Origin of the sequence: Nocardioides luteus, from assembly GCF_015752315.1 — a bacterium.
In the GTDB taxonomy this organism is placed as follows: Bacteria; Actinomycetota; Actinomycetes; order Propionibacteriales; family Nocardioidaceae; genus Nocardioides.
The window spans coordinates 5608297-5632755 of record NZ_JADOVJ010000001.1 but is presented as its reverse complement, the minus strand read 5'-3'; the positions used below and the strand labels follow the sequence as shown (position 1 = coordinate 5632755).

Genomic DNA, 24459 nt, shown 5'->3' with positions numbered 1-24459 from the left:
TCGGTGCGGAGCACACCACCCGAAAGGCGACAGCGATGAACATCGAGTACGGATTCCAGGCCACCATGACCGCCAAGGAGGGGAAGGCGGACGAGCTCGTCGAGCTCCTGCTCTCCGGTCCCACCGCCGGACCCTCCGCGCACGAGGGCTGCCTCGTGTTCCTGGTCAGCCGGTCGGCCACCCAGCCCGACGTGGTCCACCTCGTAGAAGGCTGGGTGAGCGAAGAGGTGCACCACGCCGTCTTCGACGACCCCGAGTCGCAGGGCTACATCGCCCGCTTCGCAGAGCTCGTCGCCGACTCGACGTACGCCGACTTCGTCCCGCTGGGCGGCAAGGCGATCCTTGCCCCGGCCCTGTCCCCGTCCGCCACCGGCCGGTGACCGCCATGGACGACGCAGCCACCATGACGACCGCTCGGCCGAGCCTCGATCCTGAGCTCGGCGCGCTGCTCGCCGACATGCCCGAGGTTCCTCCGCTCAGCGCGGAGACCCTTCCCATGATCCGCCCGTTCGCGACCGTCGACGCCGAGGTGGCGCTTGCCGGGCACGATCTGAACCAGCGCGACATCACCGTCCGCAGCTTCGACGGCGCGCCTCTCCCTCTCACCATCCTCACCCCGGCGAGAGGCGGCGAACCCGGCACGGCGGCCCCGTGCATCTACTGGGTGCACGGCGGCGGGATGGTCATGGGTGACCGCTTCTCCCAGATCGACATCCCGCTCGACTGGCTCGAAAGCTTCGGCGCCACCGTGGTGTCGGTCGACTACCGCCTCGCGCCCGAGGCATCGGGGGCGACGCTCGTGGAGGACTGCTATGCCGGCCTCAGCTGGGTGGCCTCGCACGCGGACGAGCTCGGCATCGATCCCGCTCGGATCATCGTTGCCGGTACGAGCGCGGGTGGCGGGCTCGCGGCCGGCGCCACCCTGCTGGCGCGCGATCGGCGAGGTCCGGCGATCGCGGCTCAGGTCCTGATCTGCCCCATGCTCGACCATCGCAACACGACGGAGTCCAGCCGCCAGTTCACGGGTCCCGGTGTCTGGTCCCGCGAGGCGAACGAGTTCGGTTGGCGATCGGTCCTCGGCGATCTCGCCGACGGCGACGTTCCCGGCTACGTCTCGCCGGCGCTCGACGAGGATCTCGCCGGGCTGCCGACCACCTATGTCGACGCGGGTAGTGCCGAGGTCTTCCGCGACGAGAACGTCGCGTACGCCTCCCGCATCTGGGCCGCGGGCGGGCAGGCCGAGCTCCACGTCTGGGCCGGTGGCTTCCACGGTTTCGATGCCCTCTTCCCCCAGGCCCAGGTGTCGCAGGCAGCACGAGCCGCCCGAAGCGACTGGCTCTCGCGCGTGCTCTGCGACCCGAGGCTCGCGAGCTGATGGCCAGCGCACTCGCGCACCGTCGGCGCAGCCTGGTGGGTCGCTCACCGGCCGAGGAGCACCGATCGGCCACCCCGCTGGAGCTGCTGTACGACCTGGTGTTCATCGTCGCCTTCGGACAAGCGGCCGACGAGCTGGCGCACCACGTCGCGGCGGGCCGGCCAGCTGTCGGGGTCGTCGGATTCTGCCTCGGGGTCGTTCTGATCTCGTGGGCCTGGGGCAGCTACACCTGGTTCGCATCGGCGTACGACGAGGACGACTGGATCTGCCGGCTCACCACCATGGTGCAGATGGTCGGCGTCGGCATCGTCGCGCTCGGGCTGCCCGAGATGTTCGCCTCGCTCGCCGGGGCCGAGGACGGCGGCTACGGCATCGTGGTCGGCGGCTATGTCGTGATGCGCGTGCCGATGGCGGTCCAGTGGCTGCGGGCGGCCCGCAACGATCCGGTACGTCGGCCGGCACTGATGACGTACTTCTGGACCATCGCCCTCGCCCAGGCCGGATGGACGATCCTCGTGGCGGCCGCCCTTCCGCTGCCCGCAGCTGCAGTCGTCGGGGTGGCGCTGCTCGCGATCGAGACGGTCGGGCCGGTGATCGCGCAGCGCGGGAAGGGCGGGACTCCCTGGAACGCCGACCACGTCGCGGAGCGCTACGGGCTGCTCGTCATCGTCGCCCTCGGCGAGGTCGTCCTCGGCACCATCGCCGCGGTGTCGGCGACAGTGCACGGTCCCGCCGGTTGGAGCATCGATGCGGCCGTGACCGCGACCGCGGGGATCGGGCTCGCGCTCGCGATGTGGTGGATGTACTTCACCGTCCCCTCAGCACTCGTCCTCCGAGTCCACCGGGAGCGGGTGTTCTTCTGGTCCTACGGGCACCACGTCATCGTGGGCGCGATCGTGGCCGTCGGTGCCGGCCTGCACGTCGCCGCACTCCGCCTCGAGCACGACTCCGAGATCGGGGCCGTACCCACCATCCTGACGGTCGCGATCCCCCTGGTGATCTTCGTCTGGATGCTCTACGCCCAGTGGAGCACCCTGGTCAGAAGCCGCAACCGTCGTCACGTCGGCCTGATCATCGGCACCTCGGCAGTGACCGTCCTGGCCGTCGTCCTGGTCGCAGCGGGCGTCTCCATCGCCGTGGGCCTGGCGGTGATCGCGGTCGCGGCCGTGATCCCCATCGCGGGGTTCGAGCTCGTCGGACACCGCGATCTCGCGGCCGCCCTCGCCCCGCACGCTCTCAGCGGATCGGAACGTCGACCGTCGATGTGAAGTGGAACGAGGTGGCTCCGCCGAGGTCGAGCCAGGTGCCTGACGGCGTCGTCGCCACGCGGATGACGTATTCGGTGCACCCTGGGCAGCGTCCCACGAGGCCCGGCTCGGGCCCGTAGACGACGAGCTGGGCCAGCGTTGTCGACAGCCCACAGGCTCGGCACCGCACCTCGGCGGTGGTGGCTTCGACGGTGAAGATGTCGGCGAGCGGTCCTGCTAGCGCGTTGCCGTCACGGTGTTCGCTCATGACAGGGTCTTCCTTTCCATGACTCGTGGTGCAGTGGTCTCGCTCACCGGCCGCCGAAACGTTCGGTACGGATCCGGTCGGCATGGTGCCCGGCTGCGAGCAGGTGGTTCGCCGCGTCTTCGACGAAACCGGTGGGGCCGCAGATGAAACAGGTCGGCGTTGCCCCCGACGTCCAACTGCTTCCGTCGTCGAGATCGTTCTGACGGAGTCGACCTGGCGGACGCGTCTCGGACGGGGGTGCGGTGCGTGTGTACAGCCACGTCACCGAAGGCCCTCCGGCCTGGGCTGCGAGCCGGGTGAGCTCGTCTCCGTAGATGCGATCCTGCGGGGTTCGTACGGAGTGGATGAGGTGAAATGGTGTCTGGATGTCGGCTTGGTGGCGAGCACGGATCATGGACATGAGAGGAACGACGCCCGATCCGCCCGCGACGAGGAGAACGGGCGAAGGGTCCTCCTGATCCCACACGAACCAGTTGCCGAGAGGGCCTCGGACCTCGAGCTCGTCGCCGATCATGGCGATATCGGTGAGGAACTCAGAGACCTCGCCTCCGGGCAGGCGCTGCACGGTGATCTCGATGACGCCGTCGTCGGCCGGCGCTGCGAGTGAGTAGCTGCGTACGGCCTGGTAGCCGTCCGGGGCGGTCAGCCGAACATCGACGTGCTGCCCGGGCAGGTGGCCATTCCATTCGTCGACCCGCAGGGACAAGGTGTGGGCCGTGGCCGTCTCCGCGCGACTTCCGGTCACGGTGGCGCTCTGCCAGCGCCGCACGCCTAGTCGCCCTGGTATCGCTGTTCGCGCCATGGGTCGCCGTAGTCGTGATAGCCGAGCGACTCCCAGAAGCCCGGGTCGTCGTCATCGACGAGATCGAGGCTCTTGATCCACTTGGCGGACTTCCAGAGGTACAGGTGCGGGACCAGAAGTCGAGCTGGTCCGCCGTGCTCGGCGGGAAGGTCGTCCCCGTCGTGTTCGTAAGCGATCCAGGCCTTGCCGTCGAGCAGGTCCTCGAGCGGAAGGTTCGTGGTGTAGCCGCCGTAGGAGCGAGCGAGCACGTACTCGGCCGCGGTGTCGACGTCTGCCAGGAGATCGTCGATGGCGACACCTCTCCAGGCGGTGTCCAGTCGGCTCCAACGAGTCACGCAGTGGATGTCGACCGTGATGTCCTCCGCGGGCAGGGCCGTGAACTCGTCCCATGTCCAGGATCGCAGGGCCTGGTCTCCGTCCCTGATGCTGAAGGTCCACTCGTCTCGTCGGATGGCGGGTGTCGGACCGGCGGACAGCACGGGAAAGTCGTCGGTCAGGTATTGCCCAGGAGGCAGTCGGTCGTCCGTTGCAGGGTGCCTGCCCGTGAAGCCGCGCGTCACGTGCACCATCTCAAGCCACCTACCCTTCTCTCGAGGGTCAGCGGCTGTCGGGTGCCGCGCCCCATCGCAGCGTAGTTCCAAAGCTCGGCCCCCGTGGTGGGAAACGAGCTCGGCGTCGCCCGAGGCGTCAGTGGGCCATGTCGACGAAGCGGCTGTAGTGACCCTGGAAGGCGACGACGAGGTCGCGGGTGGGGCCGTTACGGTGCTTGGCGATGATCACGTCCGCCTCGCCGGGGCGGGTCGACTCCTTCTCGTAGACGTCGTCACGGTGGAGGAGGACGACCATGTCGGCGTCCTGCTCGAGCGATCCGGACTCACGGAGGTCGGAGACGGCCGGGCGCTTGTCGGCGCGCTGCTCGGAACCACGGTTGAGCTGGGAGAGCGCGATGATCGGGACCTCGAGCTCCTTGGCCAGCAGCTTGATCTGACGGGAGAACTCGGAGACCTCGAGCTGACGGGACTCGACCTTCTTGCCGGAGCTCATCAGCTGGAGGTAGTCGATCACGATGAGCCGGAGGTCGTGGCGCTGCTTGAGCCTTCGGGCCTTGCTGCGGATCTCCATCATCGTCATGTTGGGGCTGTCGTCGATGAACATCGGCGCGCTGGAGACCTCGCCCATCTTGCGGGCCAGCTTGTTCCAGTCGTCGTCGGACATGTTGCCGTTGCGGATGTGGTTGAGCGGCACCTTCGCCTCCGCGGAGAGGAGACGCATGGTGATCTCGGAGCGGCTCATCTCCAGGCTGAAGAAGACGCTGGTCAGGTTGTTGTGGATCGAGGCCGCCCGGCAGAAGTCGAGGGCCAGGGTCGACTTACCCATCGCGGGTCGGGCCGCGACGATGATCATCTGGCCGGAGTGGAAGCCGTTGGTGAGCTCGTCGAAGTCGGCGAAGCCGGTCGGGACGCCGTAGAGGCCGGCCTCGCGGTTGGAGATCGCCTCGATCTCGTCGAGGACGCCGTCCATGATGTCGGCGAGTGGCGAGTAGTCCTCACCGGAGCGCTTGTCGGTGAGCTTGAAGACCTCGGCCTGGGCCTCGTCGACGATGTTGTCGACCTCGCCCTCGCCGGCGTAGCCGATCTGCACGATCTTGGTGCCGGCCTCGACCAGGCGCCGCAGGACGGACTTGTCGCGGACGATCTCGCCGTAGTAGGCCGCGTTGGCGGCGATCGGGACGTTGGAGGCGAGCGTGTGCAGGTAGGGCGCACCACCGATGCGCTCGAGCTCGCCCTTGCGCCGCAGGTCGTCGGCGACGGTGACCATGTCGGCCGGCTCGCCGCGGCTGTAGAGATCGAGGATCGAGTCGTAGATCGACTCGTGGGTCGGGCGGTAGAAGTCGGTGCCGCGCAGCGTCTCGGAGACGTCGGCGATGGCGTCCTTGGAGATCAGCATCGAGCCCAAGACGGCCTGCTCGGCGGCCATGTCCTGCGGCGGGGTGCGGTCGTTGACCGCGCGCGGAGCGTTGCCCGGCTCGTACGCCGCGGGGCCGTCGCCCCACTCCTCGAAGGGCGGCTCCGGGAAGTCGCCCGGACCGTCCATCGAGCCGGTCTCAGTGACGCTCATTCCCTTGCCCCTCCATGTCTGCGGATCGTCGCGGCGTGATCTCGGTCGGTCCGGTTCCCACGCTACGGGTGAGCACCGACAGTTCTGCTCGCGCAGTCCCGGGCCGACCCTCGACGACACCTCAAGTCTCCGCGACCCTACGTCGCAGACCACATCGGCGACAGAGGGTTATCCACAGGCCCTGGGGATAACCAGGGGATAGCGGTGGACGACACCCTGGTCAATGTGAACAGCCTGGGGAACTGGCTGTGCATAACTAGTGCAACGTAATCAGTAAACCCACTCTGACCTGCGACTTCGTAGTTCACGTCCTGTGGACGGAAGAAAGTACGCAACGCATCCTGATTTACCCCCAGGATCGTCGTTCCACCTCAGGCGTTTTGTCGACATAGCGCCGCAACGACGTTTTCCACAGGTTTTCCACCTGCCCTGAACAACGCTTCGCGCCGGCGGTGTTTAACCTTGAGACCGTGACGACCCCGGCGGATGCGAAGAGCTACTCGAAGACCGACCGCCGAGGCCTCGACAAGGAGATCTGGCGGCTCGCGATCCCGGCGTTCTTGGCACTCGTCGCGGAGCCACTCTTCCTGCTGGCGGACTCCGCGATCGTGGGCCACCTCGGCACCCGCGAGCTCGCCGGCCTCGGTGTCGCGGGGGTCGTGCTCCAGACGATCGTCGGTCTCTGCGTCTTCCTCGCGTACGGCACGACAGCATCGGTCGCCCGCCGGATCGGCGCCGGCGACACCGCCGGTGCCCTCCGGCAGGGGATCGACGGGATCTGGCTCGCGGTGATCATCGGGGTCGTCGTGACCGTCCCGGTGATGGTGCTGGCCGAGCCCCTCAGCCGGGCGATCGGCGCGGGCGACGACGTGGTCGGCCCGGCGACGACCTACCTCCGGATCGCCGTCCTCGGTGTGACGCCGCTGCTGATGATGCTCGCAGCGACCGGCGTCCTCCGCGGGCTCCAGGACACCAGGACACCGCTGGTCGCGGCAGTGGTCGCCAACGTACTCAACATCGTGCTCAACCTCGGCCTCGTCTACGGCGCCGGTCTGGGGATCGCGGGCTCGGCGATCGGGTCGGTGATCGCACAGGTGCTGGCGGCCGGGATGCTGACCTACGTCGTGGTGCGCGCCGCCCGCGCCGAGTCGGTGCCGCTGCGACCGGACGCGCCCGGGATCCGAGCCGCCGCGCGGGCCGGTGTGGCCCTCGTCGTGCGCACGCTGACGCTGCGGGTGGCGCTCCTGGTCACGACGTACGCCGTCACCCATCTCACCGTCGGCGACCAGGCCGTCGGGCTGGCGACCCACCAGATCGCCTTCACCCTGTGGACGTTCCTGGCGTTCGTGCTCGACGCGATCGCGATCGCCGCCCAGGCGCTGACCGGTCGGTCGCTGGGGGCCGGCGACACCCGGGAGACCCGGGCCATCACGGCCCGGATGGTGTGGTGGGGCGTCGTGATCGGGGTTGCTGTCGGCGTACTGCTGGCTGCTCTCTCGCCCTTCCTCGGCGCACTCTTCACCGAGGACCGGGCGGTGCGGGAGCTGTTGGTGCCGGTGGTCATCGTGGCGGCGATCGCGCAGCCGCTGGCCGGCGTGGTCTTCGTGCTCGACGGGGTGCTGATCGGCGCCGGCGACGGGCGCTACCTGGCCTGGGGCGGCATCTGGACCCTGGTCGCCTATGTCCCGCTGGTCGCCCTGGCCGTCATCCTGGGCGGTGGGCTGGTGTGGGTGTGGATCACCTTCGCGATCGGCTTCATGGGCGCCCGCTTCGTGGTGCTGACGCTCCGTGCGCGCAGCGACCACTGGCTGGTCACCGGCGTCTGAGCCGACGGTGACCAGCCAGTGCTGACATCAGGGGTTGCTGGTGACCTGGATCGGGTTGTTGGCCGCGTCGGTCGCGTTCACGGTGTAGGTCGCCGCGAAGGAGACCTGGTCGCCGTTGGCGATGCCGGCGACACCGCACAGGAAGCCGGACACGTTGGACAGCGTCAGGGTGGGCTCGCTGCCGGGGAGGGTGAGCGTGCCCGAGGAGGCGCCGTTCGTGTAGGCACCGGCCACCGAGCCGGTCGCGTCGAACGAGCAGCCCGAGCCGCTGACCCTGGCCGAGATCCCGCTGATGTTGCCGGCGGTGGAGCCGTTCGCATCGGTGTCACCGGTGGCATCGAGTGACCACGTGCCCGATCCGGTGACCGTGAAGTCGATCCCCGCAGGGCCGGTGCAGTCGGTGAAGGAGACGCTGGAACCGTCGAGCGCGGCGATCCCGGTGCCGCTGATGGCAGCACCCGGGGTCGCGGTGCCCGAGATCGAGCTGCCGCTGCAGGTGACCGTGGCGCCGGCGGTGACGTCGGTGAACGTGATACCGCTCCCCTGCGCTCCGAAGGCGACGCTCGACCCGGCGGCTGCGGATCCGGCGCTCAGGTTGTAGCTCGAGGCGGCGAAGGCTGCCGGGGAGGCGAGGCCGATCGCGGCGACGGCTGCGACCGGTACGACGGTGAATCTGGCCAGCTTGGACATGTTCGACATGACACGCTCCTCTGGTGGTGGGGTCGGCCGAGTGGTCTCGGCCGACGATCACGCTAGGAGCGGCTCGGCACGGACGGGCTGGTCCGGACCAGGGACCCGCACTATTTCGTTCATATCAACAACATGTGTCCCGGTTACCTTTCGTCCGGCGCCGCTTCGCGTACGCCGCCTCCGCCCGCCAGCGCGGCAGCGCCGACCGCAACGCCCGCATCATCGCCAGCCTGAGAGCCGGGTCGTGCAGGTCCGGCCCGAGGAGCTCGCGCAGGAGACGTACCCGGTAGGCGGCCGTCGACGGCGGCAGCTGCATCCGCACCGCCACATCCGCCGGCCGGTCGACGCCGTTGTGCAGCATGACCTCGAGCGTCTCGCCGAGAATCCACCTGGAGTGCGGCTTGATCCCCTCGAGCTTTCCCAGCACGGCGCGGTTGTCATCGGTCAACATGGGGGACCTCCCGAATGGCCGCCAGCGGATCCCCGGCGATCCGCAAGAGAACAGGTTATAGATCCGCCCGATGTTTCGATGAGGTTTCGAGACAACCGGTCCCACATACTCGGTTGCGCCGGATCCCGCTTGGCGCGAAGGTCAGCACATGGCCGCTGATCCGAAGAGCACCCTCAAGAGCTACCTCGACGCACGCCGCGAGGCGCTGATCTCCAAGGTCGAGGACCTGCCGGAGCGAGAGGCGCGGTTGCCGCGTACGCCGACCGGGACCAACCTCCTCGGCATCATCAAGCACGTCACCGGGGTCGAGGCCGTCTACCTGGGGTCGACGTTCGGTCGCCCGTATCCGCACCCCGAGGAACTGATCGCGGACGAGGACTTCGAGGTCGACCCGCAGGCGGACTGGTACGCCACCGAGGACGAGACGGTCGCAGGGATCATCGATCGCTACCGCCGGGTCATCGCTCACGGGAACGAGACGATCGACGCGCTGCCGATCGACGCCGTCGGCCACGTGCCGCACTGGGGCGGCGAGGAGGTCACCCTCCACCAGATGCTGGTGCACCTCTTCGCCGATCTCGCCGGCCACTGTGGCCAGGCCGACATCCTCCGCGAGGAGGTCGACGGAGCGGTCGGCTGGCGCAAGCCCGGTGACAACATCCCCTCGGAGTACGACTGGCCGGCGTACGTCGCCAAGCTGACCGAGATCGCCAACAGGTTCTGAAACCCGCCGGTTCTCGGTGAAAACGAACAGGCCCGCCTCCCGAAGGAGGCGGGCCTGTGTGAATCCCTAGATCAAGCGGGGACCACGTTGAGGGCCAGCTTGGCGGACACCTCGTCGTGGAGCTTGACGGAGACCTCGTGGGAACCGAGCGACTTGATCGGGTTGCCCAGCGCGATGGTGCGCTTGTCGATCGACTCGCCGGTGGTCTCGGTGACCGCGGCGGCGATGTCGGCGGCGGTGATGGCGCCGTAGAGGCGGCCGTCCTTGCCGGCGCGGACCTTCACGTTGACCGTGTTGGCCTCGAGCTTGCCCTTGATCTCGGCGGCGTGAGCCTCGTCGCGCACGGAGCGAGCCGAACGCGCAGCCTTGATCGACTCGACCTGCGACTCGGCGCCGCGGGTCCAGCGGATGGCGTCGCCACGCGGGATCAGGTAGTTGCGGGCGTAGCCGTCCTTGACCTCGACGACGTCACCGGCGGAACCGAGCCCGGTGACCTCCTGCTGAAGGATGATCTTGGTAGCCATGTCGATCCTCCTCAGCGACCGGTGGAGGTGTAGGGCAGCAGAGCGACCTCGCGCGCGTTCTTGACGGCGATGGCCACGTCGCGCTGGTGCTGGACGCAGTTGCCGGTCACGCGGCGGGCGCGGATCTTGCCGCGGTCGGAGATGAACTTACGGAGGAGGGTGGCGTCCTTGTAGTCGACACCGGTCGCCTTCTCCTTGCAGAACTGGCAAACCTTCTTCTTAGGCTTGCGAATCACTGCCTTGGCCATTGTGGTGCTTCCTTTCTAGAAGCCCGGCATGCGCCGGAATGGTTGAGGGATTCGGAATGTGGATCTGTTGATCAGAAGGGAGGCTCGTCGTTGCCCACGCCCGGGGTCGCCCACGGGTCGTTGGCCGGCGCGCCGCCGCCCGCGTTGGCGGGCTGCTGCGGAGCCGGCGAGGCCCACGGGTCGTTGCCGGCCGGGGCCTGCTGGCCACCACCCTGGGGGCCGCCGTAGCCGCCGCCCTGGTTGTAGCCACCGCCCTGGTTGTAACCGCCGCCGCCACCCTGGCCGCCGGACTGGCGGCTGGCCTTGGTGACCTTGGCGGTCGCGTAGCGGAGCGAAGGACCGATCTCGTCGCACTCGAGCTCGAAGACAGTGCGCTTCTCGCCCTCACGCGTCTCGTAGGACCTCGACTTCAGGCGGCCCTGAGCGACGACACGCATGCCGCGCTGCAGGGACTCGGCGACGTTCTCAGCAGCCTGACGCCAGATCGAGCAGCGCAGGAAGAGGGTCTCCCCGTCCTCCCACGCGTTGGTCTGCCGGTTGAAGCTGCTGGGCGTCGAAGCGATCGTGAAGTTGGCAACGGCTGCACCCGACGGAGTGAAGCGAAGCTCCGGGTCGTCGGTGAGGTTGCCGATCACGGTGATGACGGTGTCGCCTGCCATGAGATCTCCCTTGAGTCTGATCTGGGTGTCGGTGTCGGTCAGGAGTTGTACTTAGAGCCCAAACATAGGGCCCAGCACCGACATTTCCGACGGTGACATCCGCGTCACTTGGACGGGCGGATGACCTTCGTACGCAGGATCTGCTCGTTGAGGCCAAGCTGGCGGTCGAGCTCCAGAACGGTCTTGGGCTCGGCGGTCAGGTTGACGACGGCGTAGATGCCCTCGGCGTTCTTGTTGACCTCGTAGGCCAGGCGACGACGTCCCCAGACGTCAACGTTCTCGACGGTGCCACCATCGTTGGTGACGACCTTCAGGAACTTGTCAAGGGTCGGGGCGACGGTGCGCTCATCGAGGCTGGGCTCGAGGATCACCATTACTTCATAGGCGCGCATAGCGTTCTCCACCTCCTACGGACTCGGCGGCCATGGTCTCTCCATGGCAGGAGGGCTGATGCGATGTCCCATCTCCGTCTGTGGAGAGGGACGCGTCAGCGTATCAACCAGCGGAACCCGCGGCCGAATCCACGGCCTCGACCGTGAACGGCACCGTGATCACCTCGCCGTCCCCGAGCCGGAACTGGGCCCACAGGCGGTAGAGCCCGGCCTCCGGTACGTCCAGGTGCAGCCCGAGCTCGGGACCGAAGGTGGCCCCGGGGACCGCCAGCTCGGCACCTTCGGCGTGACCGTGCACGAACGTCTCGCCGTCCGCGCTCATGACCACGACATGGCCGGCGGCGCCGAGGTAGGGCTGTAGATCGTCGACAATCCTGCCGTCGCCGTCCTCGAAGCGGAAGTGCAGGTCGCTCTGCTGATCCGCGACCAGCGAGCCTTCGAGGGTGACGGTGAGGTTGTCGACAGTCGACGATCGCGGGCTCGCCTCGAGCGGGACGGCCGGAGGCTGCGTACCGTCGATCGTGAGCTGCTGGCGGTCGAGGACATCGGCCATGTCGGCCCGGCGGCGGAACTCGGTGTCGACCCGGTAGGTGCCTCCCGCGGGGAAGGTCACGTCGGTCTCGAGCTCGCCCGGGCGGCCGGTCGGCTCGGCGTGCAGGTGACGGAACCAGGAGAGATCCTCACTGGTCACGATCACGTGCATCCAGGCCTGGTGGGTGCGGCCGAGGTCGGTCACCGGCTCACCGGTCGCGGCGTCCGTCACCAGGAACCGGAGCCCGCCCTCGCGCCGGGTGATCGCCACGTCGATGCCCGACTCGTCGGAGGCGACGGGGGCGATGTCGACCTCGTGCATCTCCGTCATCGACGGCCGCATCGGGCTCATCCCCTGCGCCCACTCCAGGATGCCGTTCATGCCCCGCTGCGCGGGCTCGGTGCGCGACAGGTAGGTCAGCGCAGCCCCGATCGAGAGCGCGATCACGGCCGTGACCAGCAGATATCCACCGTCGCGGGCCTTGGTGAGGAGGCCGCGACCGGCGTACGCCTCGGGGGTCTCGGGTCGGCGGAAGCCGCGCAGGCGCAGCGCGTTCGTGACCACGCTGACCGAGCTCATCGCCATCGCAGCGCCGGCGAGGACCGGGTCGAGCAGGGCGAGAGCGGCGACGGGGATGAGGAGCACGTTGTAGGCGAACGCCCAGAACAGGCCCTGCTTGATCGTCGCGACGGTGCGGCGGGAGAGCGCCAGTGCGGTCACCACGCCGCGGAGGTCGCCGCCGACCAGGGTGATGTCGGAGGCGGCGAGCGCGACGTCGGTCCCGGTGCCGATCGCGATCCCGACGTCGGCCTGGGCCAGCGCCGGGGCGTCGTTGATCCCGTCGCCGACCATCGCGACGACCTTGCCGTCGGCCTGGAGCTGGTGGATCCGGGCGAGCTTCTCCTCGGGCAGGAGGCCGCCGGCGGCATGGCGTACGCCGACCTCGTCGGCCACCTTCGCCACCGTCGATGCCGCGTCGCCGCTGAGGATGTGCACCTCGACGCCCGACTCCTCGAGCAGGCGGACCGTCTCCCGGGCCTCGTCTCGGACCTGGTCCTCGACGCGGATCGACCCGGCGTACGTCCCGTCGACCGCGACCAGGACCGAGCCGTTGTCGGCGGCGTCGATGCCCTCGTCGGCCAGCATCGCCGAGTTGCCGACGACGACCCGGCGCCCGTCGACGACGGCGCTGATCCCGCGTCCGGGGTGGGCCTCGAACGCCGAGACCTGCGCGTCGGCGGCGTCTCCGGACGCTTCCGCGCGGGCTCGGAGCGCCGTGGCCAGCGGGTGGTCGCTGCCGGTCTCGGCGGCCGCGGCGATGCGGACGAGCGCATCCGGGGCCCAGTCGGCGGCCACGGTGATGTCGGAGACCTCGGGCTTGCCGTGGGTGATGGTGCCGGTCTTGTCGAAGACGATGGCGGTCACGGAGCGGGCGCGCTCGAGGGTCTCGCCCGACCCGACCAGCACACCGAGCTCGGCGGCGCGCCCGGCGCCGACCATGACGGCGGCCGGGGTGGCCAGGCCGAGGGCACAGGGGCAGGCGATGATGAGGACCGCGATGGCCGCGGTGACGGCGCTGGTGAGTCGCTCGGCGTCAGGCCCGAGGACGAGCCAGCCCACGAAGGTCAGTGCGGCCACGACCAGGACGGCGGGCACGAACACCTCGGAGACCCGGTCGGCCAAACGCTGCAGCTTGGTGCCGGAGCCCTGCGCGGACTCGACCATCGCGATGATCTGCGCCAGCGTGGTCTCGGAGCCGACCGCGGTCGCCTCGATCTCGAACGAGCCGGTCTGGTTGATGGTCGCGCCGATGACGATGTCGCCCTCGGCCTTCCGCACGGGGTCGCTCTCGCCGGTGAGCATGGACTCGTCGACGTACGACGCCCCGGCGACGATGCGGCCGTCGACCGGGATCTTCTCCCCGGCGCGCACCCGGATCCGGTCGCCGACCTTCAGGTTCGCGACCGGGACGGTGACGTCACGGCCGTTGCGGACGACCGTGGCCGTCTCCGGCATCAGACCGACGAGGGCCTTGACCGCATCGGCCGTACGCGACTTGGCCCGGGCCTCCAGCCAGCGGCCCATCAGCACCAGCGCGACGATGACCAGGGCGGTCTCGAAGTAGAGGTGGAGCGGCAGGCCCCACGCCTCGGCCTGCCCCATCCACAGGGTCACGAAGGCGCTGTAGGCGAAGGCGATGCCGGTGCCGAGCGTGACCAGGGTGTTCATGTCGACGGAGCCGTGGCGCAGGCCGCGCGCCGCCGCGAGGTAGATCTCCCGGCCCGCCCACCACTGGGTGATCGCAGCGACCACGAGCACGATCGACATGACCGGCTCCATCGCGTCGACGGGGAGCGGGACGTACATCAGGGCCATCAGGCCGAGCCCCACCGCCAGGGCCGTGATCCACCGCCGCTTGAGCTGGACGAGCTCTGTCTCGCGGCGTACGTCCCGATCATCCTCAGCTACGTGAGGCTCCTGCGGATTGTCAACAGTCGACGATCGCAGGATCGCCTGATAGCCCGCCTTCTCGATGGCGGCGCTGATCTCGGCGAGGTCGGTGCGGGTGGGATCGAAGTGCACCAGGGCGGTCTCGGTGGCGAGGTTGACGTTGGCGTCCTCGACACCCTCGACACGACTGATGGCCTTGGTGACGCGGCGCACGCAGCTCGCGCAGGTCATGCCCTCGATCTCGAGCTGCTGCTCCGTGGGGGTGGCGGCGGTGGGGCTCATCGTGATCAGGCCAGCGAGTAGCCGGCCTCTTCGACGGCCGCGCGGATGGCGTCGTCAGAGATCGGCTCGGCGGCGGTGACGGTGACGTTGCCGGAGGCCAGGTCGACGTCGACGTTGCTCACACCGGCGATCTCGGTGACCTCCTCGGTGACGGAGGCGACGCAGTGGCCACAGGTCATGCCGACGACGGTGAAGTTCTGGGTGCTCATGAGACTCTTCCTAGGGTTGTTGGATTGTTGACAATCAGGACCGGACGAGGCGCGCGATGGCAGCAGAGGCCTCGGCGAGCTTCTCGTCGGCCTCGGCGCCACCGTTCTGGACCGCGCCGGCGACGCAGTGACCGAGGTGCTCGTCGAGCAGCCCGAGAGCGACCGCCTGGAGCGCCTTGGTGGAGGCGGAGACCTGGGTGAGGATGTCGATGCAGTAGGCCTCGTCCTCGACCATCCGCTGGAGCCCGCGCACCTGACCTTCGATGCGCTTGAGGCGCTTGAGATACGCCTCTTTGTTCTTGTTGTGGAGGTATCCGTGATCCGCGTGGCCTTCGGGCCCGGTGTGCTCGTCCATGGCGCCTACCATACCCCCGTATGGTATGAAGTCAACCCCGCAATGTCGGTGCCGGGCCCTAGACTGGAGCCATGGCTGTTGCGATCGGTGCCCACGTAGACCAGACCGACCCCGTCGCCGAGGCGACCGCGCGCGGGGCGAGCCTGGTGCAGTTCTTCCTCGGCGACCCGCAGTCCTACAAGGGCCCGGTCGTGACGTACGCCGAGGGTGCCGCAGCGCTCAAGGCCCGCGCGGAGGAGGCCGGTGTCGATCTCTACGTCCACGCGCCCTACATCATCAACGTCGCCACGACGAACAACCGGATCCGGATCCCGAGCCGCAAGCTCCTCCAGCAGCACATGGACACCGCGGCCGAGGTCGGCGCCAAGGGCCTGATCGTCCACGGCGGTCACGTCAACAAGGACGACGACCCGGCGAAGGGCTTCGACAACTGGCGCAAGGCGATCGAGGCCACCGACATCAAGGTCCCGCTCCTGATCGAGAACACGGCCGGCGGCGACAACGCGATGGCGCGCTACCTCGACCGGATCGCCGGCGTCTGGGAGGCGATCTCCACCGCCGAGGGCGCGGAGAACGTGGGCTTCTGCCTCGACACCTGCCACGCCCACGCCGGTGGAAATCCGCTCGAGACGTTGGTCGAGGACGTCCGCAAGATCACCGGCCGCATCGACCTGGTCCACTGCAACGACTCCCGCGACGAGTTCGACTCCGGAGCCGACCGCCATGCCAACTTCGGCGCCGGACGCATCGACCCCGACCTGCTCGCGGGCGTGGTCCGCGACGCCGGCGCTCCGGTCATCTGCGAGACCCCGGGCGGCGCCGCGGAGCACACCAGCGACTTCGCCTGGCTCCGCGAGCGGCTCTGAGGCCCACGGCAGACATGACGCGACCGCTCCGCAGGCTCGGCTTCCTCACGATCGGGCTCTTCGACCCCGCCGCACCGGCCGCCGGTCACGAGGAGACCCTGCAGATCATCGAGCTGGGCGAGGAGCTCGGCTTCGACTCGGCCTGGCTGCGCCACCGCCACCTGCAATACGGGATCTCGTCACCGATCGCGGTGATGGCCGCGGCCACCCAGCGCACCTCGCGGATCGAGCTCGGCACCGCGGTCACGCCGCTCGGGCTGGAGAACCCGTTCCGCCTCGCCGAGGACCTCGGCACGGTCGACGTGCTCTCCGACCGCGGCAGCGGCGGCCGGATCAACCCGGGCGTCAGCGTCGGACCGCCGATGAACTACGACGCGCTCAAGGACCATCTCTACCCCGACACCCACGACGTCGAGGACTTCACCTACACCCGCGTCGAGCGGCTCCTCCACAACCTCGAGGGCAAGCCGGTCTCGACGTTCGAGGGCACCCGCGGGATCGAGACGTTCTCCCGGAGCATCCAGCCGCAGTCGCCGGGTCTGCGCGAGCGGGTCTGGTACGGCGGCGGCTCCACCCGCAGCGTCACCTGGGCCGCCGAGCACGGCCTCAACCTCCTCACTTCGAGCGTGATCGATGCCGAGGGCGAAGATTTTGCCCAGATCCAGCGCGCGCAGATCGACCTCTTCCGGTCGCTGCATCCCGCGGGCGAGGCCGCCCGCGTCTCCCAGGGTCTCGTCGTCATCCCGACCGACTCGGCGACGCCGGAGCAGAAGCAGAAGTACGAGGCGTACGCCGCCGCCCGGCTGCCCCGCACTCGCGAGCCTCAGCAGCTGGGTCCGCACAAGCGCGCCTTTTTCGCCCCTGACCTGGTCGGAAGCAGCGAGCAGCTGGCCGAGCAGCTCGGCAACCATGCGGGCTTCCAGGCGGTCGACGAGGTGGCCTTCGCGCTGCCGTTCACGTTCGCCCACGAGGACTACGTGCAGATCCTCACCGACATGGCGACGAGGCTCGGACCGATGCTCGGCTGGTCGCCGGGCGCACGCGGCCGCTGAGACAAGAGCTCACTGAGAGGTTTCTGAAGAATCGGCGAGAAGGACCACCCAGTGGGACCGTCGGCTATGACCCATCAGGGCCATTGACATAGGCTTTTTTAAATGAGCTCGAACTGGCGCGCCGATGTTCAAGGTCTCCGTGCCGTCGCTGTCGGTCTGGTGATCGCAGGACACGCGGGACTCTCGGGGTTCGAAGGTGGGTTCGTCGGAGTCGACGTCTTCTTCGTCCTCTCCGGGTTCCTGATCACCACTCTGCTGCTGCGTGAGACCGACCGCAGCGGCACGGTCAGCATCAGCCAGTTCTACGCCCGCCGCGCCCGCCGGATCCTCCCGGCGGCGACCGCGACGATGCTGGTCGTACTCACCTACAGCGCCATCGTCCTGCCCCAGACGCGCACCGACCAGATCGCCGGCGACGCGGGCTGGGCGGCGGTCTTCCTGGCCAACGTGCACTTCGCCAAGGAGGCCGTCGACTACTTCAACAACGCCGCGCCCTCGCCGTTCCAGCACTACTGGTCGCTCTCGGTCGAGGAGCAGTTCTACGTCGTCTGGCCGCTGCTGGTGCTCGCCGTCGCGCTCTGGATCCCGAAGCACCACCGCCGCCGCGCGGTCACCGCGCTCGCCGCGCTCGTCGCGGTGGTCAGCCTCGCCTGGTCGCTGCACGCGACCGCTGCCGACCCGACCACGGCCTACTTCTCCACGCCGGCCAGGGCGTTCGAGCTCGCCGCCGGCGCCCTGCTGGCCTGCGTCGCGGGTCGTCTGCAGGTCGCGACCAGCGCGACCCGGACCGGGCGTATCGCCGCGACGGCGCTCGGGGTCGCCGGCGTCGGCACCCTCGTCCACGCCACCGCCAGCTTCAGCGAGGCGACCCACTTCCCGGGCTGGCACGCCCTGGTCCCGGTGCTCGCGACGGCCGCGCTCCTGGTCGCCGGCCCTGCCACCCCGACCGGCTGGCTGCTCTCCCAGCAGCCGCTGCGCTACCTGGGCGACATCTCGTTCAGCCTCTACCTGTGGCACTGGCCGATCCTGATCCTCGCTCCCGACGTGATCCCGGGCGGCGGTGTCCGTCAGCTGCTGATCATGCTGGCGCTCATCCTGGCCGCCTCCGCGGCGAGCTACCACTGGATCGAGATGCCCTTCCAGCGTCACCGGATCCCTCACCTCACCAAGGGCCGGCGCGCGCTCGCCCTCTGGCCCGCCGCCGCTGCCCTCGCCCTGGTCGCCGGCACGAGCTCCCAGGCGTACGCCGGCTATCAGGTCGACGTCGCCAAGGCCAACGCCGAGGAGTGGTTCAAGGAGAACCCCGACGTCCTCGAGACCGACGACAAACCGGTGACCGGCGTGCTGAAGACGACGATCGAGGCCGCGGAGGAGGGTGCGCCGCTGCCGCCCGAGGCCAAGTTCGACGCGAGCGACTCGTGGGCCGAGCGCGGCGGCTACTGCTACGCGGGCTACGGCGAGACCGAGCTCGACGGCGACTGTGTCTACGGCGACGGCAAGGCCGAGCGCACCGTGGCCGTCGTCGGCGATTCCCACATCGGGATGTGGCTCCCCGCGCTCGACACCCTCGCCGAGCGTCAGCACGTGAAGCTGATCCCGTTCGTGAAGCTCGGTTGTGCTGCGTACGGGGTCAAGCAGAAGTCCTCGAAGATGACCGTCGAGGAGTGCGAGGACTTCCGCAAATGGACCAACGAGCAGATCGCCGAGCTCAACCCCGACACGATCGTCGTCGGCGCCCGCGGCATGCTCGACATGGAGGAACGCGACGGCGTCTCGACCGAGGAGCAGTGGCGTGAGGGCGTACGCGACGGCGTCAGGTCCTTCGAGAAGATCACTCCCGACGTACGCGTCTTCGCCGACGTCCCCGCCGTCGACAACGACCCCGGCGAGTGCCTCTCCGACGCCCGCAACCTCCTCGAGGACTGCGTCGTGAAGGCCGACGGCACCGAGGTCGACTCCAACGAGGTGACCCAGGAGGCGCTCGAGGGCACCGAGGCCGCGTACGTCGACATCGTCGACCTGGTCTGCACCGAGCGCTGCCCGCTCGTCGTCGGCGACGTCGTCACCTACTACGACGACTCCCACATCACCGCGACCTGGGTCGACCGGGTCACCCCGGCCCTCGGCAAGCGCCTCGGCCGCCTGGACCGTTCCGCCTAGAACACATATCAGTTCTGCGCTCGCCGACCATTGCCCTGGCGGTGTCGGAGCGGAAGAATTGAAGGTTGCCGGGCGGGGCAGTCATGTCCCCTCACCGCCCCGCCCGGCCCACGTCCGCGTTTCCGGCCGCCTCAGCGTCGGTGGTCGAGCTTGTCGAGACCCCCAAGCCGCACGCGGGTTGGGCATCCCCCTAGTGCCCAACCCGCGCTGCGGCCCCGAAACCGCCTGCCTCCCCCAAGGCGGCGGCGCCAGCGTCCGAACCGAATTCCCCCGAATCTCGGTCCGGACAGCCCCAAGGAGTACGCGGCGAACCGCTTGATACACGGTCTTCAGTATTTTCTTTCGGACTTCCATCGAGCCGGCTCAGCACGCCGTACGGCCCGGAACGAGTTGCCTCGTTCCCCTTACGGACGCGATACGGCGCCACTACGCTCCTTCGCATGCCGGGCCCAGGAATGCTCACGCTGATGGTGCTTCCGCGGTCATCGGCCTCATCATCGTCGCCCGCCCGAACGTCGCGACCTCTCTGACGAGCCTGCGCGGGAAGTGGCTGATCGCTCTCGTCGCCGCGCTGCAGTTCATGCACGTCGAGGGGTTATGGCCAGATCAGGTCAAAGAGAGCGTTGAGCGTCGGGTCTATGCGGTCCTGGTTGTGGTCATCGCGATCGCCTTCTGCTGGCTGAATCGCTCGCTCTGGTCTCGTCGCTCAGGCCGGTGGGCGCTGTCGCTCATCCCGCTCGGAACTGCATCCAATTCGCTGCCGATCGCCGTCCTCGGTGCGATGCCGTACAGCGTTTCGGGCGCACGCGCCGCCGGCTACTCCAGCACTGAGCTGGCGACCGACGACCCCGGATACATCCGCCTGGACGACGTCTCACGTCTCTGGATCCCGCTCTCCGACCTCATCCCCATCCCTGTGCTGATGAAGGTCCTCAGTGTCGGCGACCTACTTCTGATTCCTGGCCTAGTGCTGCTGGTCGTCGCCTGTTACCGCCCCAGCACGCAGGGCCTTTCTGACAACGCCACCCAGCCGAACGGCTCCGTCCAACCATCGGCGTAGCCGCGCCAGTCCTCAACCTCTACCCCACGAGAGGAGGAACACCGATGTCGATGAACGGTATGAAGTCCCGCGCCTACCTCGCGGCCACGACAGCTGTAACGACCGCGCTGGCGATCTACGCATTCGCGGCGCCGCACAATGTCCCCAATTAGACGCGGTTCGATGGGTGAGGACTTTCGGGTTCTCACCCATCTGCGTCGATGCCCGGTCCTACGAGAAGCAGACGAACGGCGCCGGAGCGGAGTCGGTGTCCGCCGGGCGAATGGCACCAGCGAGCGCCTCCGCAGGGGCCAAACCCTTGGCGAGCCCAGCATGGAGGTCCAGGAAGACCTTGTGCGCGACCTCGTCCGCCACGACAGCCGGCGAGGCGATAACCACTCGCGTGCCGGCGTGGAGCCAGGCACCGACGAGCCCGATCAACTCTTCGCCCCACCGGACATTCGACCGCCCGACCTCGCAGGCCGACAGCAGGACCACGTCGGGGACTGTAGCAAGAAGATCGATGTCGTAGCCGTGCCAAGCGCCGTCGGCGAGCTCGACTCCCGAGAAGAGGGGGTTCTCGGCCGAATGACGCCCATGGGCCGCAATGTGCAGTACGTCGACCTCTTGAGCGAGGCTGGCCACCGCCTCAGCCGACGCTTCGTCACCGGTTAGGCACCGGGCGCCGGGCCACGAGGCAGCGCCTGCCGCAACTTCGTCCGAAGCCCTCATCACGCGGGGACCGGCAACGAATCCAGCCGAGTCCAGGCGAATAGGCGTGGCGCTGCGGGCCAACCAAGTGGTGGCGCTCTGTGCCACCGTGACTGACCTGCCGACGAGTCCCGTCAGCAAGGTCCAAGGCACGGGCGCCAAGATCGCCGACGGAGTGAGGACGATTGGTCTGTCACCGATGTAGTCGAGAAGGGGGACGACCAGGATCTTCGAAAGCTGTGCCAGGCGGTCCACAAGATCACCGCGCACCGCAGCACCAAGTGGCCCCGGCAGGTCCGTCGCCGCGACGTCCAAGTCAGGTAGAAGACCGCCCAAGGTTGACCGGAGCGTGCCGCTGTCACCGAGGTCGACCCGATTCACGGAATCGGCCGTCACGACGAGAGCTACGACGCGCTCCCCTGCAACCACATACGCGACAAGCGCAGACTTATCGAGGCGTTCTTGCAGGTCACCCAACAAAATTGGATCGGCCACCTGACCCGAGCCCTTGACCTGCCAGGCACGCTCGCGAATCTCTTGCCTGAGCTGCGTTTCCCGCTCAGGACCTACCCCGCCGCGCAGCTCAGTCAGCATCTCGGCCAGCGCCGGATCCGACGGCGGGCGTACCGACTGGACGCGGGACGCCAGCATCCGCGCACGCTCCGACCATTCGAAGAGCACGTCTGCCTCGCCAGAGTCGACTGCCAGCTCCAACCCTCGCCGGGCAAGGATCCGTCCGTGCCCGGCAACGTTGGTCTGCAGATCAAGGCTTCCGAACGAGCTCTGCCACAGATGGAAGTCGTCCAGTCCCGCACGTAGCTCACGCAGTCCGGCTAACGCACGGCCTGCGGCCACCGCCAACTCCGCTCGGAGCTCTCGCTCCAAGAGACGGATGTCGATGGGCGCCTCCGGCGGAACCGGTCCGATGACCCTCCCACTCGCCGGTCTTGTCGGTAGACCGGCGCTCTCCGCCGATCGAATGCGCGCAAGCCGCGCCTTTATGCGCACTCGGAGAGCAGGCCAGCTCAAGCCCTGTTCCTCTAGCGGGCCGGCCAGCGCCTCACCGTCGTCGCTCGGATTCGCGCCCGCTGTTACCGCCGCCTCGAACGCGACGGCTCGCGCCCGCAAGGCCAGCCCCGACGCTCGTACCTCCTCAAACCCATCCAACGCCGAGCGAGCCACGCGATCCGCTTCGTCAGGATCTGTCACCGTCAAGTGGGAAGCCAGAGCGAGCTCCGCCTCCGCCTGGCGCTGTGTGAGGCCGAGCTCGCCGAAGGCCGCCGCTGCCGCGCTCAACGACTGCTGTCCCTGAACCCGAAGGCCGGCCGCGACAAGCACCTCGGCACGATCTTGATCGACTGTCGCGGCCATTGCTGGCGACATTTCCCTCATTCGCGGAGCAGCTTGATCCATCGACCCCAGTGCCGCGATCAGGTCGCCGGCGACGTACTGGGCGTAGCCCAGGTTATGAAGGGTCATCGCACGCTGATCCTCATGCCCCTCAGGCCATAAGCCAAGCGCCTGTTCGAAGTCTTGGGCAGCCTCCCTCGGGCGAAGTTGCGCCAGGTAGACCCCGCCGCGGTTAACCAGCGCCGTGGCAAGGTCCACCGGACCATTCAGTCGCCCGATCCCACGGTCAAACGCCGCCAGCGCATCCGCCGTGTGGCCCCGCCGAAGAAGCAACATCGCGTGTTGGCAATGGATGACGCCTTCGGCTTCCTCAGTGAGCCATCGCTCGCCGAGCAACTCGGTGATACGACTCAACGCGCCATCGGGGTCGCCCGTCTCGTAGACAAGGTATGCCTGCGTCGTCGCAATGCGGGCACGACGCAGCTGGTCGCCCGATTTTTCGGCTTCCATCGCTGCCAGCGCCAGGGTCTTCTCCGCTTGGTCGTAGCGTCGCTTGTTGAGCGCGGTCAGCCCACGCTCATGGAGTTCGGCGGCGCTATCCATCGGTTCATTGGACAATCGATGTCAGGCCACTGACAACTTCCCAGCCACGCTTGACACGAGCCACACGACGGTCATCCGCCCCACCAGTCTCTATGGCGGCTCCGATCCCGTCGGCGATCCGTGCCGCCATCCATGGCGCGGCAAACGACGTACCACTCCAGACCGCGAACTGACCGGTGAAGTCGTCGGGATCAATACATGCGCGCCGGATACCGTCTGCGACGTCCTCGGCCATCGGCTGCAGGCTTCCGTCGATCGGCGGCATCGTGCTCACGACCGCTCCGCCGGGCGCCCACGCGCGGACCCACGGCCCCATGTTGGAGAAGTAAGCGGCAGTCTTCTGATCCGGATTCAGCGCCCCAACAGAAACGACCGGGACGACGTCCGGGTCAGCATGCGTTCCGCGCCATGGCGCGAAGGCGGCCGGGAAGCTCGGTCGTCGACTCGCATCATTTCCGACAGAACACACGACAGCCACGCCGAGCGATCCGAGCTCGTCGATCACAGGCTTGAGCACGGAGTCGAACAGACGGTCCGCATCGTTCTCGTGGTAGTAGCCCATCGACAGATTGAGAACGTCGATGAGATGACCCTTGGATGCCGTCCGACCAGCCTCTGCATCTTCAACCGCGCGGCGAACAAGGCCGGCGATCTGGTATATCGACGTGATCCAGTCGCTCTCGCGCACGGCACCCTCAAGCGGCACGCTGCGCCACGAAAGGATCTCCGCGTCTGGACAGACCTGGCGAACGATCCCCGCGATGAACGTGCCGTGGCCCTCGAGCCTGTTGAGTAGCCCGTCGATGTCCTTCGGTGCGTCGTCGCCCGGCGCGTAGTCTCGCTCCCTTGCGTATCCGATCCGGCGCCCGTCGACATCCCGAACTTCGTGCTCAACAACGTCATCGAGCCACGGGTGGGAACCGACGCCGGTATCAAGGATCGCCACGACGGGGCGTCGGCCAGGAACCTTGTCTCTGCGCCGGGGCGCGTCTCCCAGGATCGCCACCGGCTGACGCCCCCCGGCACCAGGGATCCCATAGGTGGAAGCCGGGTGGGAGATCTCCACCGGGTGAGAGATCTCGACCGGGTGAGAGATCTCCACGGGGTGCGAGATTTCGACAGGATGCGAGATCTCGACCGGGTTCCCCTGGATTCCCGGCGCCGGGATCATGTGGTCGAGCGCCACCCCCGGCAAGTCCTTGCCATGCGCAGCGCGCGCATGCTGGAGCAGGACCCACGCATCCGGAGGGGAAGAAACAACGCTTTCGGCTCCCCCGACCAGTACCACACTCAGGCCCGGGGTCAACTCCTCTCGCACTACCGTCCACCCCAACGACGTGGCCTGCTCGGTAAGGCATTCCATCCGGTCGTCGTAACCGTCGAGTTCAGCGATCAGCAGTCGATCTCCCGCGTAGATCGTGCCGCCCTTGATCGTGGAATCACCGACAGTCACCGCCGATCTGGGGTCGAGCACTCGACGGTTGACTGCTCGCCTTGTGGGGCGCTGGACCATGTTGTCTCCTGG

The 24459-nt window shown here is 68.2% G+C and carries 24 protein-coding genes; 9 read left to right on the top strand and 15 right to left on the bottom strand.

Going from position 1 to position 24459, the window contains the following annotated elements:
* The first annotated feature begins 35 nt into the window (after positions 1–35).
* The 3 genes from HD557_RS26970 to HD557_RS26960 are packed head-to-tail and all read left to right on the top strand — an operon-like array spanning position 36 to position 2643.
* Entirely contained in the window at positions 36–380 is a 345-nt protein-coding gene (locus HD557_RS26970; RefSeq protein WP_196876135.1) for a putative quinol monooxygenase, read from the top strand.
* Between the two features lie 5 nt (positions 381–385).
* Positions 386–1375, top strand: a complete 990-nt coding sequence (locus HD557_RS26965) for an alpha/beta hydrolase (RefSeq protein WP_196876134.1) — start codon at positions 386–388, stop codon at positions 1373–1375.
* Entirely contained in the window at positions 1375–2643 is a 1269-nt protein-coding gene (locus HD557_RS26960; RefSeq protein ID WP_196876133.1) for a low temperature requirement protein A, read from the top strand. The genes HD557_RS26965 and HD557_RS26960 overlap by 1 nt, the downstream gene beginning before the upstream one ends.
* Here the strand turns inward: HD557_RS26960 and HD557_RS26955 are convergent.
* The 4 genes from HD557_RS26955 to dnaB all read right to left on the bottom strand — a co-directional run bounded on the left by HD557_RS26955 (position 2612) and on the right by dnaB (position 5810).
* Positions 2612–2890: a DUF6510 family protein gene (locus HD557_RS26955; protein WP_196876132.1), complete on the bottom strand. Its 279-nt coding sequence runs from the start codon at positions 2888–2890 to the stop codon at positions 2612–2614. The two genes, HD557_RS26960 and HD557_RS26955, sit on opposite strands and share 32 nt — an antisense overlap.
* A gap of 43 nt (positions 2891–2933) precedes the next feature.
* Positions 2934–3659 (bottom strand): ferredoxin reductase, encoded by a 726-nt coding sequence (locus HD557_RS26950; RefSeq protein ID WP_008355428.1) that lies wholly within the window; start codon positions 3657–3659, stop codon positions 2934–2936.
* A gap of 2 nt (positions 3660–3661) precedes the next feature.
* Positions 3662–4261: a sulfite oxidase-like oxidoreductase gene (locus tag HD557_RS26945; protein ID WP_196876131.1), complete on the bottom strand. Its 600-nt coding sequence runs from the start codon at positions 4259–4261 to the stop codon at positions 3662–3664.
* Between the two features lie 118 nt (positions 4262–4379).
* Complete coding sequence (gene dnaB / locus HD557_RS26940) at positions 4380–5810, bottom strand: replicative DNA helicase (RefSeq protein ID WP_008355432.1); 1431 nt, start codon at positions 5808–5810, stop codon at positions 4380–4382.
* Between the two features lie 470 nt (positions 5811–6280).
* Here dnaB and HD557_RS26935 point away from each other — a divergent pair, with 470 nt between their 5' ends.
* Positions 6281–7636 carry an MATE family efflux transporter gene (locus HD557_RS26935; RefSeq protein WP_196876130.1) on the top strand — a complete coding sequence of 452 codons (1356 nt, stop codon included), beginning with the start codon at positions 6281–6283 and terminating at the stop codon, positions 7634–7636.
* Positions 7637–7663: 27 nt separating this feature from the next.
* Here HD557_RS26935 and HD557_RS26930 read toward each other — a convergent pair whose 3' ends face one another.
* On the bottom strand, positions 7664–8335 hold the full coding sequence (locus HD557_RS26930) for a hypothetical protein (protein ID WP_196876129.1): 672 nt from the start codon (positions 8333–8335) through the stop codon (positions 7664–7666).
* A gap of 115 nt (positions 8336–8450) precedes the next feature.
* Positions 8451–8777, bottom strand: a complete 327-nt coding sequence (locus HD557_RS26925) for a helix-turn-helix domain-containing protein (RefSeq protein WP_196876127.1) — start codon at positions 8775–8777, stop codon at positions 8451–8453.
* A gap of 148 nt (positions 8778–8925) precedes the next feature.
* On the opposite strand from HD557_RS26925, the gene HD557_RS26920 reads away from it, so the two are divergent.
* Entirely contained in the window at positions 8926–9501 is a 576-nt protein-coding gene (locus HD557_RS26920; protein ID WP_196876126.1) for a DinB family protein, read from the top strand.
* A 71-nt stretch (positions 9502–9572) separates the two neighbouring features.
* Here the strand turns inward: HD557_RS26920 and rplI are convergent, their stop codons facing one another.
* The 7 genes from rplI to HD557_RS26885 all read right to left on the bottom strand — a co-directional run bounded on the left by rplI (position 9573) and on the right by HD557_RS26885 (position 15153).
* Positions 9573–10025, bottom strand: a complete 453-nt coding sequence (rplI, locus tag HD557_RS26915; protein ID WP_045550262.1) for a 50S ribosomal protein L9 — start codon at positions 10023–10025, stop codon at positions 9573–9575.
* Between the two features lie 11 nt (positions 10026–10036).
* Positions 10037–10273 carry a 30S ribosomal protein S18 gene (rpsR, locus tag HD557_RS26910; protein WP_008355445.1) on the bottom strand — a complete coding sequence of 79 codons (237 nt, stop codon included), beginning with the start codon at positions 10271–10273 and terminating at the stop codon, positions 10037–10039.
* Positions 10274–10344: 71 nt separating this feature from the next.
* Complete coding sequence (locus tag HD557_RS26905; RefSeq protein ID WP_196876124.1) at positions 10345–10932, bottom strand: single-stranded DNA-binding protein; 588 nt, start codon at positions 10930–10932, stop codon at positions 10345–10347.
* 104 nt (positions 10933–11036) lie between these two features.
* Positions 11037–11324: a 30S ribosomal protein S6 gene (rpsF, locus tag HD557_RS26900; RefSeq protein WP_008355448.1), complete on the bottom strand. Its 288-nt coding sequence runs from the start codon at positions 11322–11324 to the stop codon at positions 11037–11039.
* Positions 11325–11427: 103 nt separating this feature from the next.
* The gene (locus HD557_RS26895) at positions 11428–14589 is read right to left on the bottom strand and encodes a heavy metal translocating P-type ATPase (protein ID WP_196876123.1); all 3162 of its coding nucleotides are present in this window, start codon (positions 14587–14589) and stop codon (positions 11428–11430) included.
* 5 nt (positions 14590–14594) lie between these two features.
* Positions 14595–14798 carry a heavy-metal-associated domain-containing protein gene (locus HD557_RS26890; protein ID WP_008355452.1) on the bottom strand — a complete coding sequence of 68 codons (204 nt, stop codon included), beginning with the start codon at positions 14796–14798 and terminating at the stop codon, positions 14595–14597.
* Between the two features lie 34 nt (positions 14799–14832).
* The gene (locus HD557_RS26885) at positions 14833–15153 is read right to left on the bottom strand and encodes a metal-sensitive transcriptional regulator (RefSeq protein ID WP_008355454.1); all 321 of its coding nucleotides are present in this window, start codon (positions 15151–15153) and stop codon (positions 14833–14835) included.
* 71 nt (positions 15154–15224) lie between these two features.
* Between HD557_RS26885 and HD557_RS26880 the strand changes: the two genes are divergently transcribed.
* The 4 genes from HD557_RS26880 to HD557_RS26865 all read left to right on the top strand — a co-directional run bounded on the left by HD557_RS26880 (position 15225) and on the right by HD557_RS26865 (position 20291).
* Entirely contained in the window at positions 15225–16019 is a 795-nt protein-coding gene (locus tag HD557_RS26880) for a deoxyribonuclease IV (protein WP_196876122.1), read from the top strand.
* Between the two features lie 14 nt (positions 16020–16033).
* The gene (locus HD557_RS26875; protein ID WP_196876120.1) at positions 16034–17071 is read left to right on the top strand and encodes an LLM class flavin-dependent oxidoreductase; all 1038 of its coding nucleotides are present in this window, start codon (positions 16034–16036) and stop codon (positions 17069–17071) included.
* Positions 17072–17173: 102 nt separating this feature from the next.
* Positions 17174–19231 (top strand): acyltransferase family protein, encoded by a 2058-nt coding sequence (locus HD557_RS26870; RefSeq protein WP_196876118.1) that lies wholly within the window; start codon positions 17174–17176, stop codon positions 19229–19231.
* 334 nt (positions 19232–19565) lie between these two features.
* Positions 19566–20291 carry a DUF5317 family protein gene (locus HD557_RS26865; RefSeq protein ID WP_196876569.1) on the top strand — a complete coding sequence of 242 codons (726 nt, stop codon included), beginning with the start codon at positions 19566–19568 and terminating at the stop codon, positions 20289–20291.
* A 210-nt stretch (positions 20292–20501) separates the two neighbouring features.
* Here the strand turns inward: HD557_RS26865 and HD557_RS26860 are convergent, their stop codons facing one another.
* Both HD557_RS26860 and HD557_RS26855 read right to left on the bottom strand, forming a co-directional pair.
* Entirely contained in the window at positions 20502–22934 is a 2433-nt protein-coding gene (locus HD557_RS26860) for a CHAT domain-containing protein (protein ID WP_196876117.1), read from the bottom strand.
* A gap of 4 nt (positions 22935–22938) precedes the next feature.
* A complete protein-coding gene (locus tag HD557_RS26855) occupies positions 22939–24447 on the bottom strand; it encodes a S8 family peptidase (protein WP_008355464.1) in 1509 nt (502 codons plus the stop codon).
* Positions 24448–24459 lie beyond the last annotated feature (12 nt).

Bases quoted from the DNA above. Each gene is read 5' to 3' on its own strand.
- HD557_RS26970 (WP_196876135.1), top strand. From the start codon at position 36: ATGAACATCGAGTACGGATTCCAGGCCACCATGACCGCCAAGGAGGGG.
- HD557_RS26965 (WP_196876134.1), top strand. From the start codon at position 386: ATGGACGACGCAGCCACCATGACGACCGCTCGGCCGAGCCTCGATCCT.
- HD557_RS26960 (WP_196876133.1), top strand. From the start codon at position 1,375: ATGGCCAGCGCACTCGCGCACCGTCGGCGCAGCCTGGTGGGTCGCTCA.
- HD557_RS26955 (WP_196876132.1), bottom strand. From the start codon at position 2,890: ATGAGCGAACACCGTGACGGCAACGCGCTAGCAGGACCGCTCGCCGAC.
- HD557_RS26945 (WP_196876131.1), bottom strand. From the start codon at position 4,261: ATGGTGCACGTGACGCGCGGCTTCACGGGCAGGCACCCTGCAACGGAC.
- dnaB (WP_008355432.1), bottom strand. From the start codon at position 5,810: ATGAGCGTCACTGAGACCGGCTCGATGGACGGTCCGGGCGACTTCCCG.
- HD557_RS26930 (WP_196876129.1), bottom strand. From the start codon at position 8,335: ATGTCGAACATGTCCAAGCTGGCCAGATTCACCGTCGTACCGGTCGCA.
- HD557_RS26925 (WP_196876127.1), bottom strand. From the start codon at position 8,777: ATGTTGACCGATGACAACCGCGCCGTGCTGGGAAAGCTCGAGGGGATC.
- HD557_RS26920 (WP_196876126.1), top strand. From the start codon at position 8,926: ATGGCCGCTGATCCGAAGAGCACCCTCAAGAGCTACCTCGACGCACGC.
- rplI (WP_045550262.1), bottom strand. From the start codon at position 10,025: ATGGCTACCAAGATCATCCTTCAGCAGGAGGTCACCGGGCTCGGTTCC.
- rpsR (WP_008355445.1), bottom strand. From the start codon at position 10,273: ATGGCCAAGGCAGTGATTCGCAAGCCTAAGAAGAAGGTTTGCCAGTTC.
- HD557_RS26905 (WP_196876124.1), bottom strand. From the start codon at position 10,932: ATGGCAGGCGACACCGTCATCACCGTGATCGGCAACCTCACCGACGAC.
- rpsF (WP_008355448.1), bottom strand. From the start codon at position 11,324: ATGCGCGCCTATGAAGTAATGGTGATCCTCGAGCCCAGCCTCGATGAG.
- HD557_RS26895 (WP_196876123.1), bottom strand. From the start codon at position 14,589: ATGAGCCCCACCGCCGCCACCCCCACGGAGCAGCAGCTCGAGATCGAG.
- HD557_RS26890 (WP_008355452.1), bottom strand. From the start codon at position 14,798: ATGAGCACCCAGAACTTCACCGTCGTCGGCATGACCTGTGGCCACTGC.
- HD557_RS26885 (WP_008355454.1), bottom strand. From the start codon at position 15,153: ATGGACGAGCACACCGGGCCCGAAGGCCACGCGGATCACGGATACCTC.
- HD557_RS26880 (WP_196876122.1), top strand. From the start codon at position 15,225: ATGGCTGTTGCGATCGGTGCCCACGTAGACCAGACCGACCCCGTCGCC.
- HD557_RS26875 (WP_196876120.1), top strand. From the start codon at position 16,034: ATGACGCGACCGCTCCGCAGGCTCGGCTTCCTCACGATCGGGCTCTTC.
- HD557_RS26870 (WP_196876118.1), top strand. From the start codon at position 17,174: ATGAGCTCGAACTGGCGCGCCGATGTTCAAGGTCTCCGTGCCGTCGCT.
- HD557_RS26860 (WP_196876117.1), bottom strand. From the start codon at position 22,934: ATGGATAGCGCCGCCGAACTCCATGAGCGTGGGCTGACCGCGCTCAAC.
- HD557_RS26855 (WP_008355464.1), bottom strand. From the start codon at position 24,447: ATGGTCCAGCGCCCCACAAGGCGAGCAGTCAACCGTCGAGTGCTCGAC.